This window comes from Mycobacterium sp. NGS41, from assembly GCF_059812725.1.
In genome coordinates, this window is the sequence record NZ_JCALDF010000035.1 from 1 (window position 1) to 15,326 (window position 15,326).

General features: G+C 66.4%; 15 protein-coding genes. 3 read left to right on the forward strand and 12 right to left on the reverse strand.

The genetic code is table 11. From position 1 onward, the window contains the following. Both AC5Y21_RS22440 and AC5Y21_RS22445 read left to right on the forward strand, forming a co-directional pair. The coding region (locus AC5Y21_RS22440; RefSeq protein ID WP_499915639.1) for a serine/threonine-protein kinase at positions 1 to 705 on the forward strand (705 nt) is incomplete at its 5' end. A gap of 87 nt (positions 706 to 792) precedes the next feature. Next, a complete protein-coding gene (locus tag AC5Y21_RS22445) occupies positions 793 to 1,449 on the forward strand; it encodes an ACT domain-containing protein (protein ID WP_499915641.1) in 657 nt (218 codons plus the stop codon). 20 nt (positions 1,450 to 1,469) lie between these two features. On the opposite strand, the gene AC5Y21_RS22450 is transcribed toward AC5Y21_RS22445, so the two are convergent. From AC5Y21_RS22450 to AC5Y21_RS22485, 8 genes are all read right to left on the reverse strand, one after another. Then, positions 1,470 to 4,367: an MMPL/RND family transporter gene (locus AC5Y21_RS22450; RefSeq protein ID WP_499915643.1), complete on the reverse strand. Its 2,898-nt coding sequence runs from the start codon at positions 4,365 to 4,367 to the stop codon at positions 1,470 to 1,472. Next, complete coding sequence (locus AC5Y21_RS22455) at positions 4,364 to 4,810, reverse strand: MmpS family transport accessory protein (protein ID WP_499915645.1); 447 nt, start codon at positions 4,808 to 4,810, stop codon at positions 4,364 to 4,366. Before AC5Y21_RS22455 ends, AC5Y21_RS22450 begins: the two co-directional genes overlap by 4 nt. Positions 4,811 to 4,955: 145 nt before the next feature. Next, positions 4,956 to 5,564 carry a TetR/AcrR family transcriptional regulator gene (locus tag AC5Y21_RS22460; protein WP_499915647.1) on the reverse strand — a complete coding sequence of 203 codons (609 nt, stop codon included), beginning with the start codon at positions 5,562 to 5,564 and terminating at the stop codon, positions 4,956 to 4,958. 29 nt (positions 5,565 to 5,593) lie between these two features. Beyond that, positions 5,594 to 6,022, reverse strand: coding sequence for a tautomerase family protein (locus AC5Y21_RS22465; RefSeq protein WP_499915649.1), 429 nt, complete (start codon positions 6,020 to 6,022; stop codon positions 5,594 to 5,596). A 6-nt stretch (positions 6,023 to 6,028) separates the two neighbouring features. Continuing rightward, entirely contained in the window at positions 6,029 to 8,137 is a 2,109-nt protein-coding gene (gene ligA / locus AC5Y21_RS22470; protein ID WP_499915651.1) for an NAD-dependent DNA ligase LigA, read from the reverse strand. Positions 8,138 to 8,570: 433 nt separating this feature from the next. Continuing rightward, entirely contained in the window at positions 8,571 to 8,897 is a 327-nt protein-coding gene (locus AC5Y21_RS22475; RefSeq protein WP_499915653.1) for an ArsR/SmtB family transcription factor, read from the reverse strand. Then, complete coding sequence (locus tag AC5Y21_RS22480; protein WP_499915737.1) at positions 8,894 to 9,367, reverse strand: SRPBCC family protein; 474 nt, start codon at positions 9,365 to 9,367, stop codon at positions 8,894 to 8,896. The genes AC5Y21_RS22475 and AC5Y21_RS22480 overlap by 4 nt, the downstream gene beginning before the upstream one ends. A 130-nt stretch (positions 9,368 to 9,497) precedes the next feature. Then, positions 9,498 to 10,523 carry a uroporphyrinogen decarboxylase/cobalamine-independent methonine synthase family protein gene (locus AC5Y21_RS22485; protein WP_499915655.1) on the reverse strand — a complete coding sequence of 342 codons (1,026 nt, stop codon included), beginning with the start codon at positions 10,521 to 10,523 and terminating at the stop codon, positions 9,498 to 9,500. A gap of 94 nt (positions 10,524 to 10,617) precedes the next feature. On the opposite strand from AC5Y21_RS22485, the gene AC5Y21_RS22490 reads away from it, so the two are divergent. Next, positions 10,618 to 11,253 (forward strand): sensor domain-containing protein, encoded by a 636-nt coding sequence (locus AC5Y21_RS22490; RefSeq protein ID WP_499915657.1) that lies wholly within the window; start codon positions 10,618 to 10,620, stop codon positions 11,251 to 11,253. Here AC5Y21_RS22490 and mnmA read toward each other — a convergent pair. The 4 genes from mnmA to AC5Y21_RS22510 are packed head-to-tail and all read right to left on the reverse strand — an operon-like array spanning position 11,250 to position 15,300. Next, entirely contained in the window at positions 11,250 to 12,332 is a 1,083-nt protein-coding gene (gene mnmA / locus AC5Y21_RS22495) for a tRNA 2-thiouridine(34) synthase MnmA (RefSeq protein WP_499915659.1), read from the reverse strand. The genes AC5Y21_RS22490 and mnmA overlap by 4 nt on opposite strands. Beyond that, positions 12,329 to 13,510, reverse strand: a complete 1,182-nt coding sequence (locus AC5Y21_RS22500) for a cysteine desulfurase family protein (protein ID WP_499915662.1) — start codon at positions 13,508 to 13,510, stop codon at positions 12,329 to 12,331. The genes mnmA and AC5Y21_RS22500 overlap by 4 nt, the downstream gene beginning before the upstream one ends. A 36-nt stretch (positions 13,511 to 13,546) precedes the next feature. Further along, positions 13,547 to 14,416 carry a lysophospholipid acyltransferase family protein gene (locus AC5Y21_RS22505; RefSeq protein WP_499915664.1) on the reverse strand — a complete coding sequence of 290 codons (870 nt, stop codon included), beginning with the start codon at positions 14,414 to 14,416 and terminating at the stop codon, positions 13,547 to 13,549. After that, positions 14,413 to 15,300, reverse strand: a complete 888-nt coding sequence (locus AC5Y21_RS22510; protein ID WP_499915666.1) for a GNAT family N-acetyltransferase — start codon at positions 15,298 to 15,300, stop codon at positions 14,413 to 14,415. The genes AC5Y21_RS22505 and AC5Y21_RS22510 overlap by 4 nt, the downstream gene beginning before the upstream one ends. Positions 15,301 to 15,326: the final 26 nt, after the last annotated feature.

The following is a 15,326-nucleotide window of genomic DNA, read 5'->3' on the forward strand; positions in this document are numbered from 1 at the left end:
CGACTGCTGCGACCCACCGGCGAACCGCACTTGTTGCTGGTCGACGAAGTCGGCGAGGTCGACGGTCGGTTATATCTGCAAATGCCGTTCGTCGACGGCACCGACCTGCAGACCCTGTTAAGTCGCGACGGACCGCTCAGCCCGCCGCGCGCCGTAAAGATTGTCAGCCAGATCGCTGCAGCGCTCGACGCCGTGCACGCGTCAGGGGCGTACTGCCGGGACATCGTCCCGGCCAGAATTCTCGTCACCGCAGACGACTTCGCTTATCTGCTGTACCAGCCGACCCTCCAGGACGACGTCCTCGATGGGCCCCAGCCCGACATCGACCCGCACCGCTACGGCTATTTCGCTCCAGAGCGCTTGGCGACCGCAATCGAGGGAGTTGCGAGTGACTGCTATTCGCTGACCTGTGTCCTGTATGCGTGTCTGACCGGCGGGCCGCCCTTTGCGGGCAGTATCGCCGAACAGATCAATGGGCACCTCACCGTCCACCCGCCCCAGCCCAGTTATGTGAACGTCCTGGTGCCGGCCCCGTTCGATGGCGTCATCGGGCGTGGGATGGCGAAAGACCCGCAACTGCGCTTTCCCAGCGCGGGGGCGTTGGCAGGGGCGGCCGCTGCGGCGTTGGCCTGGCCCCCAACCCCACCGGCGCGGAGCCGCCGACGGCGTCTACCCGGCTTTCGGCGAAGGAGGCCAAGCCGCTGACGCATTGGAAGCTCGAGCTAAATCCGGAAACTGCGGCAACCACCGGCCGAAATGCCGTGCGCGCCTCGCTGTGCAACAGTGTTGGCCGTGCCTTCCTATCTGCTGCGCATCCAGCTGGTCGACCGCCCAGGGAGCCTGGGCTCGTTGGCTGTGGCGCTCGGCTCGGTGGGCGGCGACATCCTGTCGCTTGACGTGGTGGAGCGCAGCTCTGGATACGCGATCGACGATCTGGTGGTCGAGTTGCCGCTGGGCGCGATGCCGGACACGTTGCTCACCGCTGCCGAATCGCTCCCCGGTGTCCGGGTGGATAGCGTCCGTCCGCATACCGGTCTGCTCGAAGCCCACCGCGAACTGGAACTTCTTGACCACATCGCCGCGGGCCGGGACAACCAGTCCAAGCTGCGGGTGCTGGTAAACGAGGCGCCGAAGGTGCTGCGGGTGGCCTGGTGCACCGTGTTGCGCGCCACCGAGGCCGGAGTGCAGCGCCTGGCGGGCAGCCCGGGTGCGCCGGAGACCCGCGCGGATTCGGCGCCGTGGCTGCCGATCGAGCGTGCCGCGGCGCTCGACAGTGGCGCCGACTGGGTGCCGCAGGCCTGGCGCGACATGGACACCACGATGGTCGCGGCGCCCTTGGGCGACCCGCACACCGCGGTGGTGCTGGGCCGGCCGGGCCCGGAGTTCCGGCCCTCGGAGGTGGCCCGGCTGGGCTATCTGGCCGGCATCGTGGCGACTATGCTGCGCTAGACCCGACGCCGCGATCGCCACTAACGCAATTGCGCAGTGACCGCCGGGTCGTCGTCCTCCCAGAGCAGCAGCTGACGCACCGCCGGACGCGGCCCATAGGGCCGAAGCATGGAGCTGGCCGGACGGGGCCGCACCCGCTGCGGCCACCAGAACCAGCGCCCCAGCAGCGCCGCGATGGACGGCGTCATGAAGGAACGCACGATCAGCGTGTCGAACAACAGCCCGAGACCGATGGTGGTCCCGATCTGACCGAGCACTTGGAAACCGCTGAACACGAAGGCGCACATGGTAACTGCGAAAACCAGCCCGGCCGAGGTGACCACCGAACCGGTCCCGGCCATGGCACGGATGATGCCGGTCTTGAGGCCGGCGCCGATCTCCTCTTTGAAGCGAGAGATCAGCAGCAGGTTGTAGTCGGATCCCACGGCCAGCAGCAGGATCACGGCCAGCGCCAGCACCACCCAATACAGCTGGATGCCAAAGATGTACTGCCACACCAGCACCGACAATCCGAATGACGCCCCCAGCGACAGGGCTACCGTGCCCACGATCACCAGGGCGGCAACCAAACTTCGCGTGATGAGCATCATGATCAGCAAGATCAGGGAAATCGCGGCGATCCCCGCGATCATGAGGTCCCAGGTGGCGCCGTCCTGGATGTCCTTGTACGTGGCCGCGGTGCCGCCGAGGTACACCTTTGCTTCGGCCATCGGGGTGCCCTTGACGGCCTCGTGCGCCGCTTTCCTGATCGGTTCGATGTGTGAGATGCCCTCGGGGGTCGCGGGGTCACCTTCATGCGTGACGATCATGCGAGCGGCTTTACCGTCGGGCGAGAGGAACAGCTTCAGACCGCGTTTGAAATCGGGGTTGTTGAACACTTCGGGCGGCAAGTAGAAGGTGTCGTCGTTCTTCGCGACGTCAAACGCTCGGCCCAGCGCAGTCGCGTTTTCGATCGCGGACGCTGTCTGGGCGTAGATGCCCGACAGCGTCGCGTAGTTCGCCATCACCAAGTCGCGATTGGTCTGCTGGCTATCGATCTGCGGCGGTATCAACGCCACCAGCTTCGGCTGCAGAGCGTCGAGCTGGTCCAAGGTGGACGTGAGGTCTTCGAATTTCTGGCTGAGCTGGTCGATGCCGTCGAGCGCGTCGAAGACTGACCTCAACGCCCAGCAGGCAGGGACGTCGAAACAATGCTTCTCCCAGTAGAAGTAGCTTCGGATCGGCCTGAAGAAGTCGTCGAAGTTCGCGATCTTGTTGCGCAGGTCGTTGATCGTGGTGATGGTGTCGCGAAAGTTTTGGGCCTCACTGTGAGTGGTGGTGGCCAGCTGCTGCTGCAGGGTGTACTGCTGCTTCAAAAGGTCGATCGTTTTACCCAGCTCACCGGACTGCTTCAGCAAGTCGTTTGCGCGATCCCGTTGGTACGTCAGGTTTTCGGTCTGATTGGCGCTTTGCGCGCTGATCTGAAACGCAAGCGAGCTGTGCACCAACGGAGTTCCCAGCGGCCTGGTGATCGCCTGAACCTGCGCGATGCCGGGCGTGTGAAAAACCGCCTTGGCCACCCTGTCCAGGATCAGCATGTCGGCCGGGTTGCGCATGTCGTGATCCGTCTCGATCATCAACAACTCGGGCTCCAGCCGAGCTCGGGAAAAGTGCCGCTCGGCGGCGGTAAAACCGACATTGGCCGGCGCATTTGCGGGCATGTACGGGCGCGTGTCGTAACTCGTCTTGTATCCGGCAAGGGAGAGCAGGCCTATCAAGGCAAGCGCGCATGCCACGGACAGAATGGGGGCCGGCCAGCGGACGATGCCGGTGCCGATCCGCCGCCAGCCGCGGGTCCTCATCGCGCGCTTGGGTTCGAATAAGCCCATGGCAGCACCTAGGGTCAGCACGGCCGGAGCCAGGGTCAGCGCGGCGGCGAGCGCGACGAGAATGCCCAAGGCGGCGGGAATGCCAAGGCTTTGGAAATACGGGAGCCGGGTAAATCTCAGACAGGCCACAGCGCCGGCAACGGTCAGGCCCGAGCCCAGCACGATGTGGGCTGTTCCGCGAAACATGTTGTAGAAGGCGGCTTCTCGATCCTCTCCGGCGCTGCGTGCCTCTTGGTAGCGGCCGACGATGAATATTGCGTAGTCCGTTCCCGCGGCGACCACCAGCAACGTGAGCAGGTTGGTCGAGTATGTCGACAGTCCGATGATCCCTGCGTTTCCGAGGAAAGCGACGATCCCGCGGGCGGCCGCCATTTCGATTAGGACCGTCAGCAACACCAGGAACATGGTGACGAACGACCGGTAAACGAATAGCAGCATCAACGCGATCACCCCGATGGTTATCGACGTGACCTTCGCGGTCCCCTTGCTGCCCACTTCGAACTGGTCCGCGATCAGCGGTGCCACGCCGGTGACGTAGGCCTTGACCCCCTCCGGCCGTCGGGTGCTGTCGACGATCCTGCGGACGGCGTCGACGGACTCGTTGGCCAAGGCCGACCCCTGGTTGCCCTTCAGATTGACCTGTACGTACGCGGCCTCACCGTCGGTGCTTTGCGATCCGGCCGCGGTCAGGGTGTCGCCCCAGAAGTCCTGAACGTGCTCGACGTGCTTGCCGTCCGCCTGAAGCTTGCGGATCAGCTTGTCGTAATACTCGTGGGCGTCCGCGCCCAGCGGCTTGTCACCTTCCAGGACGACCATTGCCGAGCTGTCGGTGTCGAACTCGTGGAACGCCTGGCCGATGCGTTTGGTCGCCTTCAGCGCCGGCGCATCCGGTGAGCTCAGCGCCACGTTATGGACCCTGCCGACCTCTTCCAGTTGCGGCACCAAGGCATTCGAGATCGCGGCCAGTGCCACCCACAGCACGAGGATGGGCACCGAAAGCCGGCGGATGGTATGGGGGATGCGAGGTGGTTCAGGTGGCTGTTCGCTCATCCGGACTTGTCCAGGCAGAAGGTGTAGGCGCTTGGTGTGTTGATGGTGCGTTGGTCTTTGACTTCACCGTTGACGGTGATGCGGCAGCCGATGGTGTTGCCGTTGCCTTGTGCCACAACGTTGCCGAGGACCGCCGGCTCGGTTGTGGTGATCGTGAAGGACCAGGGCAAGGGCACGTCCTTGACTTGCTGCGGCTGCGCGTTGACGTCCAGGTAGTTGATGGTTGCCACGGCACCCGGCGCACCGAAGACTTCCAGAACCACATGTTTCGGGTTGAACGGAACGATCTCGTTGGCATTGCCGCTGTTGGCCGACACGTTGCTGTTCGAGCCGAAGATTCCTTGCAAGCGGTAGATGGCAAATGCTGCCAGCGCGACGACGACAACCCCGACTAGCAGCATCCACCCTCGCTTGACCAGGGGCGCAACTGAAATATTTTTCACCCGTTGACCTTTCGATGATCGGGCGATACGGTCACGCTGCTGCGACGCTTCGACCGTGACCGATGGCTATGACAGTACGGTACTGGACCGTACTGCACAAGAGACGCGACCGTACACTTCGCAGCCGGGTCGGTTGCTGGCCGCATTACCCGGTGGACCGGGTGAGGCCAGGGATGATGAACTCGTCGACGAGCGCTTGCACCGTGCGCCGGGTGGGCGGATTGTCCGGGACGATGGACCGGAAGATCAGATAGCCGGGCAACAGGTCCCACAGGTCGTCGGTGATGGCGGTCTTGGCGATTTCACCCCGCTCCACGGCTTTTCGAAGTACCTGCTGCATCAAGGCTTTGCGCTGATCGATGAAATTGTGCTGCATCGCTTCATTGAGTGCGGGGTGGCGCGACACCTCGACAAGTACCGCGCGGATAGTAGTGGCGTGCTGCGTGGCTTGCTGACAGACGATCTCGCCAACCTTCAGCAAGTCGCCCCGCAGTGTGCCGGTATCCGGGGGAACTGCGACCTGACGGACTCCCTCGGTGAACGCGGCCAACACCAGTTCGGCTTTCGAGGGCCAGCGGCGATACACCGTCGCTTTACTGGCGCGGGCGGTGGTGGCCACGGCGTCCACCGTCAGCCCGTCACACCCATGTTCTTGCAGCAGCTGCAAAGTCACCGCAAGCAATTCGGCCTCGCGGGGCGACCAGGGTGATACGTCGGCGGACGCGTCCGCAGTCTGTGTCATAGCGCCCACCATAGAACCGCTGCGGCCATCCGGCGAGATGCCTACTGACTGCCCAGTAGTTCTCCGAGCACCTGTTGGTTGCGCTGTAGCCAGTCCGCCTCTTCGCCCGGAGCGGGCATGATCAGCCCGGCTTCCATGATCGAGGTGGGGTCAATCTCGTTCAGCCCGATCAGCAGCTCCCGGGCGTTTTGGCCGGTGATCAAAACCCACGCCTGCGACAGTTCGGTGAGCAGTCGCGCCCGCGTCTCGCGATCGCGGCCGGCGCGAATCGTGCCGTTGATCGCCGAACACCTGTTGGGCTTGCCGGCGGTGAAGTAGGCGGCGGGGTCGTACTCGACGAACACAACGTGGACGAATCCTCGCGGTGCCCCCGTCACGGTGGAATGAACGTCGGTGATGGCTTCGGCCAGGGCGGAGCGGTGATCGGAGCTGAGCGATCCCGACGGAACGAGGCATTGATAGAAGGGCATCAACAACTATGACACTGAGGATGCCCCGGTGTCTGCCTCGGCGTCGGGAGGCCCGTCTGCCAACAGCTTTCGGAATCCGTCCTCGTCGAGGATGGGCACCTTCAGTTCCACCGCCTTGTCGTACTTGGACCCCGGTGAGTCGCCGGCGACGACGTACGAGGTCTTCTTCGACACCGAGCCGGCGGCCTTGCCCCCGCGCGCCACGATCGCCTCCTTGGCGTCGTCGCGGGAATAGCCCGGCAGTGAGCCGGTGACCACGATGGTCAGCCCGGCCAAGGTGCGCGGGACGCTGTCGTCGCGCTCGTCGGCCATGCGCACTCCGGCAGCTCGCCACTTGTCGACGATCTCGCGATGCCAGTCCACGGTGAACCACTCGGTGACGGCGGCGGCGATGGTTGGTCCCACTCCTTCGACCGCGGCGAGCTGTTCGGTGGACGCATTCCGAATGGCGTCGATATCGCCGAACTCGGTGGCCAACGCGCGGGCAGCCGTCGGCCCGACATGGCGGATCGACAACGCCACCAGCACCCGCCACAGCGGTGCGGCCTTGGCTTTGTCCAGGTTGGCCAGCAGCCGCTTGCCGTTGGCGGACAAATCGCCGGCCTTGGTCCGAAACAGCTCGGTGCGCAGCAAGTGTTCCTCGGTGAGCGCGAACAGGTCACCCTCGCTGCTGATCACCTGTGCCTGCAACAACGCCACCGCCGCCTCGTAGCCCAGCACCTCGATGTCCAGACCGCTTCGGCTGGCGACGTGAAAGACCCGTTCTCGCAGTTGCGCCGGACACCGCGCGGCATTGGGGCAGCGGATGTCCGCGTCGCCCTCCTTCTCCGGCGCCAACGTGGTACCGCACTCGGGACATGTTGTGGGCATGACGAATTCGCGTTCGGATCCGTCCCGCAGGTCGACCACCGGTCCCAGCACCTCGGGGATCACGTCGCCGGCTTTGCGGATCACCACGGCGTCGCCGATCAGCACACCTTTGCGTTTGACCTCCGAGGCATTGTGCAGCGTGGCCTGACTGACCGTCGACCCCGCGACTTTCACCGGCGTCATGAAGGCGAACGGCGTGACCCGTCCGGTGCGTCCGACGTTGACCCGGATGTCGAGCAGCTCGGTCTGCGCTTCCTCGGGCGGGTACTTGTAGGCGATGGCCCAGCGCGGCGCCCGCGACGTGGAACCCAGTCTGCGCTGCAGCGCCACCTCGTCGATTTTGACGACCACGCCGTCGATTTCGTGGTCCACCTCGTGGCGATGCTCGCCCCAGTAGTCGATGCGCTCTTGCACGCCGGACATGTCGTCCACCAGGGTCGTGTGCTCGGAAACCGGTAGCCCCCAAGCCTTTAGCGCCAGATAACCGTCGTGTTGGGTGACCGGGCGGAAGCCTTCGGTGTGCCCCAGCCCATGACAGATCATCCGCAGCTTGCGACGGGCCGTGACCGCCGGATCTTTCTGCCGCAGCGAACCCGCCGCGCTGTTGCGTGGATTGGCGAACGGTGCCTTGCCCGCCTCGACCAGGCTGGCGTTGAGCGCCTGAAAGTCGTCCACCCTGAAGAACACCTCGCCGCGTACCTCGAGAACCTCAGGCACCGGGTAATCGTCTCTGGCCGTGAGTCGTTCGGGAATGTCGTCGATAGTGCGGGCGTTCAGCGTGACGTCTTCGCCGGTGCGGCCGTCGCCCCTGGTCGCCGCTCGGGTCAGGCGTCCGTCCCGGTAGACCAGCGACAGCGCGACACCGTCGATCTTGAGCTCGCACAGGAAATGGGCGTCGTCACCAACCTCGGCGTGGATGCGGCCGGCCCAGGCGCCGAGCTCGTCGCTGCTGAAGGCGTTGTCGAGGCTGAGCATCCGTTCGAGATGGTCGGCCGGCTGGAAGTCGGTGGCGAAGCCGGCGCCGCCGACCAGCTGCGTGGGTGAGCTGGGCGTGCGCAGCTCGGGATGTTCGTCTTCCAGCGCCTCCAGCCTGCGCAGCAGTTTGTCGAACTCCGCGTCGGTGATGATCGGCGCGTCACGCACGTAGTAGCGGAACTGGTGTTCGCGTACCTCCTCGGCCAGGTCCTGCCACTGCCGCAACACCTCCGGGCGCAACGCGTCGGGATCAGCGTGTGGGGAGCTCACCCTGGCAGGCTAGCCGAGGGGGCCGACAATCTCGTGCGAGGATGCAGCGGCAATCGCAGGGGTCACATCTAACACTCTGGCCTCTCATAGAAACCGTGTGCCGGTTTGTCCGTGAAGTGACGGCCTTTTAGTGTGAGCTGACGGCTTCGACTGTGCACTCATGGCTTTCGGAGTGGGCTAGGGGCGGGAATCGGCGATTTGGGCCGCCCAGGCTGCACGATGAAAGCCCAGGCTGCACACTCAAAGCCAGGGATTCACACCCGAAGCCCGGAACAACGAATTCGCCGCCGGCACCTTGGCCGAAGACTTGCTACCAGGGCGTCCGGGGGGTGCCCCTAGCGCGCCAAGCCGATTTGTCGCACGGAGATGGACAACTCGCCACATGCCTCCCCGCAGGGGCCAATGTGACGCATGTGACGGACGTTGGGAATCCTCAATCCTCTTCGACAAAGGCGCGCAGCCGGTCCACCGCGGCGTCCCACCGGCGGGACAACTGGGTGAGGTAGTCGCTGGCCTGGGCCAGCGGCTCAGTCTGCACGGTCCAGACGCGCTCGCGACCGCGCCGACTGCTGGTAACCAATCCCACCGACTCCAGCAGCTGCAAGTGCTTGCTGGCCGCCTGCCTAGTCACTGGAATCACCTGGGTGACTTGGGAAGTCGAGCTCGGGCCATCATCGCAGAGCCGCACGATGATGCGCAGTCGATTCGGGTCGCCGAGTGCGTCGAACAGCGGTGCGCCCACCACAGCAGACGGACTCACTGGACGAGATACCTGCGCACCAGATCGGTCTGGATTGACCAGCCTTCCGAATTGGCCTCGAAGGAGGCGTCGCGCCGTGCCGCCGGGATGGCGTCGAAGCCGGATTCGACGATGGTGAGCCGCACGCCGTCGGAGGTCTCCGCCAGGGTGAATTCGACCAGCGTGGTCGGCTCCTGGTCGTAGTCGACGTCGGGGTCGATCGCAAACAGATGCCAGCGGTAGGCGAACCGCCGCTGCGGCTCAATTGCGACGATCTGCCAGATGCTTTTCACCTCCGCGTGCGCCTCCTGACGTTCGGCAACGCCGGCATCGACGGTGGTCGGGGCGATCGCCGCGGTGACGGTGCCGCCGGCGATGAAGGGCCCATCGAAGCGAACACCGAACCATCGCCCGAATTCCTCGGCATCGCTGATCGCGCGCCATACCCGGTCCAGCGGCGCCCGCAACAAAACTTGCTTCTCAATGCGCAGTCGCTCGTCGCGACCCGCTGCGCCCGGCTCCGCCGCACTGGATGATCGCGACGCAGTACTCATATGCAACCTCCTGGTTGCTTTTCAGTTCACCACGTCCAGAGTTAAAACGCAACCTTTTAGTTGCGTATCAAATCGCCTCCGGGTCCTGGGCGAAAGCTTCGGCAGCCTTACGGGCCAGCCCGATCGCGATACGCGCCCACTGCGGCGTGGCGTTAGCGAGACCACACGCCGGGGTCACCCCGATGCGGTCGCGCAGTGCCGAGCGACTAAAGCCAAGCCGATCGGTCACCGCCACCACCGCACCGGCCACCTCTTCGGCCGACGGCCGCCGCTCCGGGGCGCTTCCGGCCACCACGCCGAGCATGACAGTGCGCCCCGATTCGACGAACGCCGCGATGCCGTCCAGATCCGCGGCCCGCAGCGTGCCGGCATCTACCGAGACCGCACTAACACCACTGCGCTGCAACATGTTCCACGGCAAATCTGGCGCACAGCTGTGCAGCAGCACGTCGCTTCCGGCACTCGCGGCGCAGGTCTCCAGCAGTGCATCGGCCACCGCTTCGTCAAGCGCGGCAACCGGACTCAGCTCGGTCACCCCGGTCAGTTGTCCGCCCAGCGCCGCCGGCAGCGACGGCTCGTCGAACTGCACCACCACTGGCGTGTCGAGCCGGCGGGCCAGCGACGCACGATGCGCGGCAACGCCTTCGGCCAGTGAGGCCGCCAGGTCACGCACGGCGCCCGCGTCGGTGATCGCCCGGTGTCCGTTGGCCAGCTCCAGCCCGGCGGCCAGCGTGACCGGACCCGGTGCCTGCACCTTGACCACACGACCACCACCTCTCAGGCCGGCCGTTTCCCAGGCCTCTTCCAGGGCGTCCATGTCCTCGTCGAGCAGGCTCACGGCCCTGCGTGTCACCGCGCCGGGCCGCGCGACGATCCGGTAGCCGCGCGGCATCGTGTCGATGGCCACGTCGATCAACAGCGCGCCCGCCCGCCCCAGCATGTCGGCACCCACTCCCCTGGCGGGCAACTCGACGATGTGGGCCAGCGCATCGGCCAGCTCACCGACGACGACCTCGGCGGCCGATCGCGCGGCGACGCCGGGCCACGATCCGATACCGCTGGCCTTGACGGCAAGCGTTGCGAAAACACTCACCCGCCAACCGTATTCGACCCTGCGTCGAACGTCGGCAGGCAGGGGTGTTTACCGCGGGTCGGCACGGGTAGGTTCGGGGACAGAAGGGTGTCAGATGGCAGGGTTGGCGCGGTCGCTGTTGTTGTGCGGCGCGGTGTTTCTCATGGCGGGGTGCACGCGCCTGGTCGACGGTACCGCGCTGCCAGGTTTCGGTCCGGCCGCCAAGGGCGTGCACGGCGTGAACGTCGACCAGATCCTGCTGGAACAGCCCCGGATGAGCGCGATCACCGGCTCCGGCGAGCACCTGACGATCATCCCCACCATGGACGGCAGGTCTCCGGTGGACATCGACGAGCTTGCCCAGACCGCACCACAGGCGTGCCGCTTCATCTACGCCGAGACCGCAACGTTCGGGCCCGACATCGAAGAGTTCCACAAGACCACCTTTCAGGATCCGCCGCACGGTGCCCTGATCTCCGAAGGCGCCGCCGCCTACCGGGATGCGGGCACGGCCCGGCACGCCTTCGACGCCCTGGTCGCGACAGTGCGGGACTGCGCAGCAGGCACCGACGGTCGGTTGTACATCGGCGACTGGAAGGCCGGTGCCGACTCGCTGCGTATTCGGCCCGGCGGCTGCGGTCGTGACTATCGCGTCTTGTCGGTGGCGCTGCTCGAAGTCACCTTCTGCGGCTTTCCGCCGTCGGTTTCCGACATCGTGATGACCAACATCGCGGCCAAGATACCGGGTTAGTTCACTCGCCGCGTGCCGGCGATCGTCGCGCTGCCCAGCACCTCGTCACCGTCCGGGTCCGGACGATACAGCACCAGCGTCTGGCCGCGCGCCACCCCGCGCAGCGGGGAACGCAATCTGACGACAAGTTCGTCGCCAACCAATTCGGCTGACGCATCGGCTGTTTCGCCGTGCGCACGGACCTGGACCAGGCAGTCGACCGGACCCGCCGGCAGGACTCCTGCGGTGAAAACCGGCGCGCGTCCGTTCAGCTCATGCACGTCGAGGTCTTGCGCGTCACCGACGTGAACGGTCGCGGTGTCGGCATCGATCGCCGTGACGTACCGAGGGCGGCCATCAGGCCCCGGCCCGGCGACGCCCAGGCCTTTGCGCTGACCGATGGTGAAGCCGTGCACTCCGTCGTGCTCGGCCAGCACGGCGCCATCGGCGCCGACGACGGTGCCGCGCCTGACCCCGATGCGCTCGCCCAGGAAGGCACGGGTGTTCCCGGAGGGAATGAAGCAGATGTCGTGGCTGTCGGGCTTCGCGGCGACGGCCAGACCGCGTCGGGCCGCCTCAGCCCGGATCTGCGGCTTCGGGGTGTCCCCGATCGGGAACGCGGCGTGACGCAACTGCTCGGCGGTCAGGACCGCCAGCACATATGACTGGTCCTTGTCCCGATCGACGGCGCGACGCAACCGCCCCTGCGACAGCCGGGCATAGTGGCCGGTGGCCACCGTGTCGAAACCCAGCGCCAGCGCCCGTACGGACAGGGCGGCGAACTTGATTCGCTGATTGCACCGCACGCACGGGTTGGGGGTTTCCCCGCGGGCATAGGACGAGACGAAATCGTCGATCACGTCCGTCTTGAACTTCTCCGCGAAATCCCAGACATAGAACGGGATTCCGAGCACATCGGCGACGCGGCGGGCATCGGAGGCGTCTTCCTTCGAGCAGCAACCGCGCGAGCCTGTGCGCAGCGTGCCGGGCGCGCTTGACAATGCCAGGTGCACACCGACCACGTCGTGGCCGGCATCGACCATGCGGGCGGCGGCGACCGACGAGTCGACGCCGCCGCTCATCGCGGCGAGAACCTTCACCCCGACGACCCCGCGGCGGCCAGGGCGGCCCGGCGGGCGCGGTCGACCGCCCCGGGCAGCACGCGCAGGGCGGCGTCCACGTCGGCCTCGACACTGGTGTGCCCCAAGGAAAGACGCAGCGAGCCGCGCGCGCTGGCCGGGTCGGCGCCCATCGCCATCAGCACATGCGACGGCTGCGCCACGCCGGCGGTGCAGGCCGATCCCGTCGAGCACTCGATTCCGTTGGCGTCTAACAACATCAACAACGCGTCGCCTTCGCAGCCGCGGAAGGTGAAGTGCGCGTTGCCCGGAAGCCGCAACGCCTCGCCGGCACCGTTGAGACGGACGTCGTCGATCTCGGCCAGCACCCCCTCGACCAGGCGGTCACGCAGTGATCGCATCCGCGCGCTGTTGGCCTCCAGCCCGTCGACAGCGATCTGGGCCGCCGCGGCCATCCCGACCGCGCCCGCGACATCGGGAGTGCCGGAACGGATGTCACGCTCCTGCCCCCCACCGTGCGACAGCGGCACACAGGTGACGTCGCGGCGCAGCAGCAATGCTCCCACGCCCGGTGGACCGCCGAACTTGTGCGCGGCCACACTCATCGCGGACAGCCCGCTGGCGGGAAAGTCCACGGGCAGCTGGCCCACCGCCTGAACGGCATCGCTGTGCATCGGAACGCCGAATTCGGCCGCCACAGCCGCGAGTTCGGCGACCGGCATGATGGTGCCGACCTCGTTGTTGGCCCACATCACCGATACCAGTGCGACGTCGTCGTGGCTCTGCAGCGACTCCCGCAGGGCAGCGGCCGACACCGAGCCGTCGGACGCGGTGGGCAGCCAAGTCACTTGGGCGCCTTCGTGTTCGGCAAGCCAGTTCACCGAGTCCAGCACGGCGTGGTGTTCGACTTCGGTGGTGATGATGCGGCGGTGTCGCGACTCCGCGTCGCGGCGGGCCCAATAGATACCCTTGACGGCCAGGTTGTCGCTTTCGGTGCCGCCGGCCGTGAAGACCACCTCCGACGGACGCGCGCCGAGTTTGTCCGCGATCAGCTCACGGGATTCCTCGATTCGCCGTCGTGCCGTGCGCCCGCTGGTGTGCAGCGACGACGCGTTGCCGACCGTACTGAGCGCAGCCGTCATCGCCTCGACGGCGGCGGGGTGCATCGGGGTGGTGGCGGCGTGATCGAGGTAGACCATGACGCGCCCCAGAATACCGGGCAGCGTCGGGCCTGCTCAGGCCACCAGTACCTGCCCGTGACCCAAGCGTCGCGACGTCCCCACATGCACAGCGGAATGACAGCGGATGGCCAGGGCCCGCCGATCGGTTCCCGGCAGCTGCAGGGCTTCGACGCGCACGGACGCCAGGGTCCGCCGAACGCGGAGCATTCGAACGATCGACTGCAGCAAACTGTCGTCGCCGACATACGCCGGCGCGGTCGATACGGTGCCGTCGACGTGGTGATACGTCAGCCGAAGCGGCTGCACCGGGCGGCCCGCGTCGATCGCGGCCTGGAACATCGCCGGATAGAAGAGCCCGGACCCGCGGTGAGAATGTCGGCCGTCGCCGGGAGAACCGCACCAGGTGGTGCCCTCGGGGAAGACCACCACTGTCTGACCGGCGCGCAACCGGCGGGCGACGGCGTCCACCACCTCGGGCAGTCGTCGCAGACTGGCCCGTTCGATCGGGATGATTTTCAGGATGCGGGCCACGATCCCGGTCGCGGCCCCGGTGAACATGTCGGCACGGGCGACGAACGAGCCGGGCAACACCGCGCCGATGGCGAAGGCGTCCAGCCAGGAGATGTGGTCGCTGACCACCAGCAGGCCGCTCAGGTTGCGAATCGGGTTGCCCGACACCGTGATCCGTACGCCGAAACAGCGCAGCACCAGCCGGCAGTAGCCGCGCTGGACCCGGGTGCGGCCGGGCAGCGGCATCGCCAGCAGCGGCAGGCCCGGCGCCAGCAGCAGCCCGAACATGATGCGACGCGCCACTCGCAGATACGTCAACGACCGCCGCGACCCGGCTGCGTCGCCGACACCCACACAGCTGACGTCGCACGAGGCACGCGGCAGCCAGGCATGCCCGGTGGTGAGGCTGGTCATCGGGATGTTGGCCGGCTTGAGCGGCCCGCACCCTCTGGCGCCACTTTCGAGGCGGCTGATGCCGACCGCAATCGCTTCAGATACCGCGTGTCGGCGTTTTGCTTGCTCAACAGCACGCAGAAGTCGCCGACCCCGAAGTCCGGGTCGTGTGCGGGCTCACCACAGACCTGGGCGCCCAGGCGCAGATAACCGCGCATCAGCGGCGGAACCGTCGGCCGATGCGGCGGTGGAATGTCCTCCAGGGCCCTGCCGTTCACTCGCACCGGCAGGTAGGGGCGCACCCGGTACTGGCGCGGAGCGGCGTGACGGCTCAGCACGAAGTCACGCACACCACGCAGCTCGTTGCCGGCGAGCTTGCCGTTTGGACCGCCGGCGTCGATAGGCACCGACACGCACCCGGTCACGTACTCGTAGCCGCAGCGATCGAGGTAAGCCAGAATTCCCGCCCACATCAGCAGCACCACACCGCCGTTGCGGTGACCTTCGCGCATCGCAGCGCGCCCCATCTCCACCAGCGACGGCCGCAGCGGATCGAGAGCACCGACGTCGAATTCCGTTGCGGTGTAAAGCCCCCCGGCGGCGATGGCGCCCGTCGGGGGCAACATCCGGTAGCACCCCACCAGTTCGCCGGTGTTGTCGTCGCGGACCAGCAAGTGGTCGCAGTATTCGTCGAAGCGGTCGTTATCTTGTTGCGTGTCGCCGGCCAGAGTGAAGCCGGGTGTGCTGCTGAAAACGTCGTAACGGAGCCGCTGCGCGGCCTCGATCAGGCTGGGGTCGGTCGATAGCAACAGGGAGTAGCGCGGCCCGCCAGGCGACCCCGAATCCGGGGAAGACGCCGAGCCGCTGGGTTTGTCGCCGGCTATCAGAACAGAAGCGATGCTCATGGCAACCAACGTGTCGCAACCGAGGA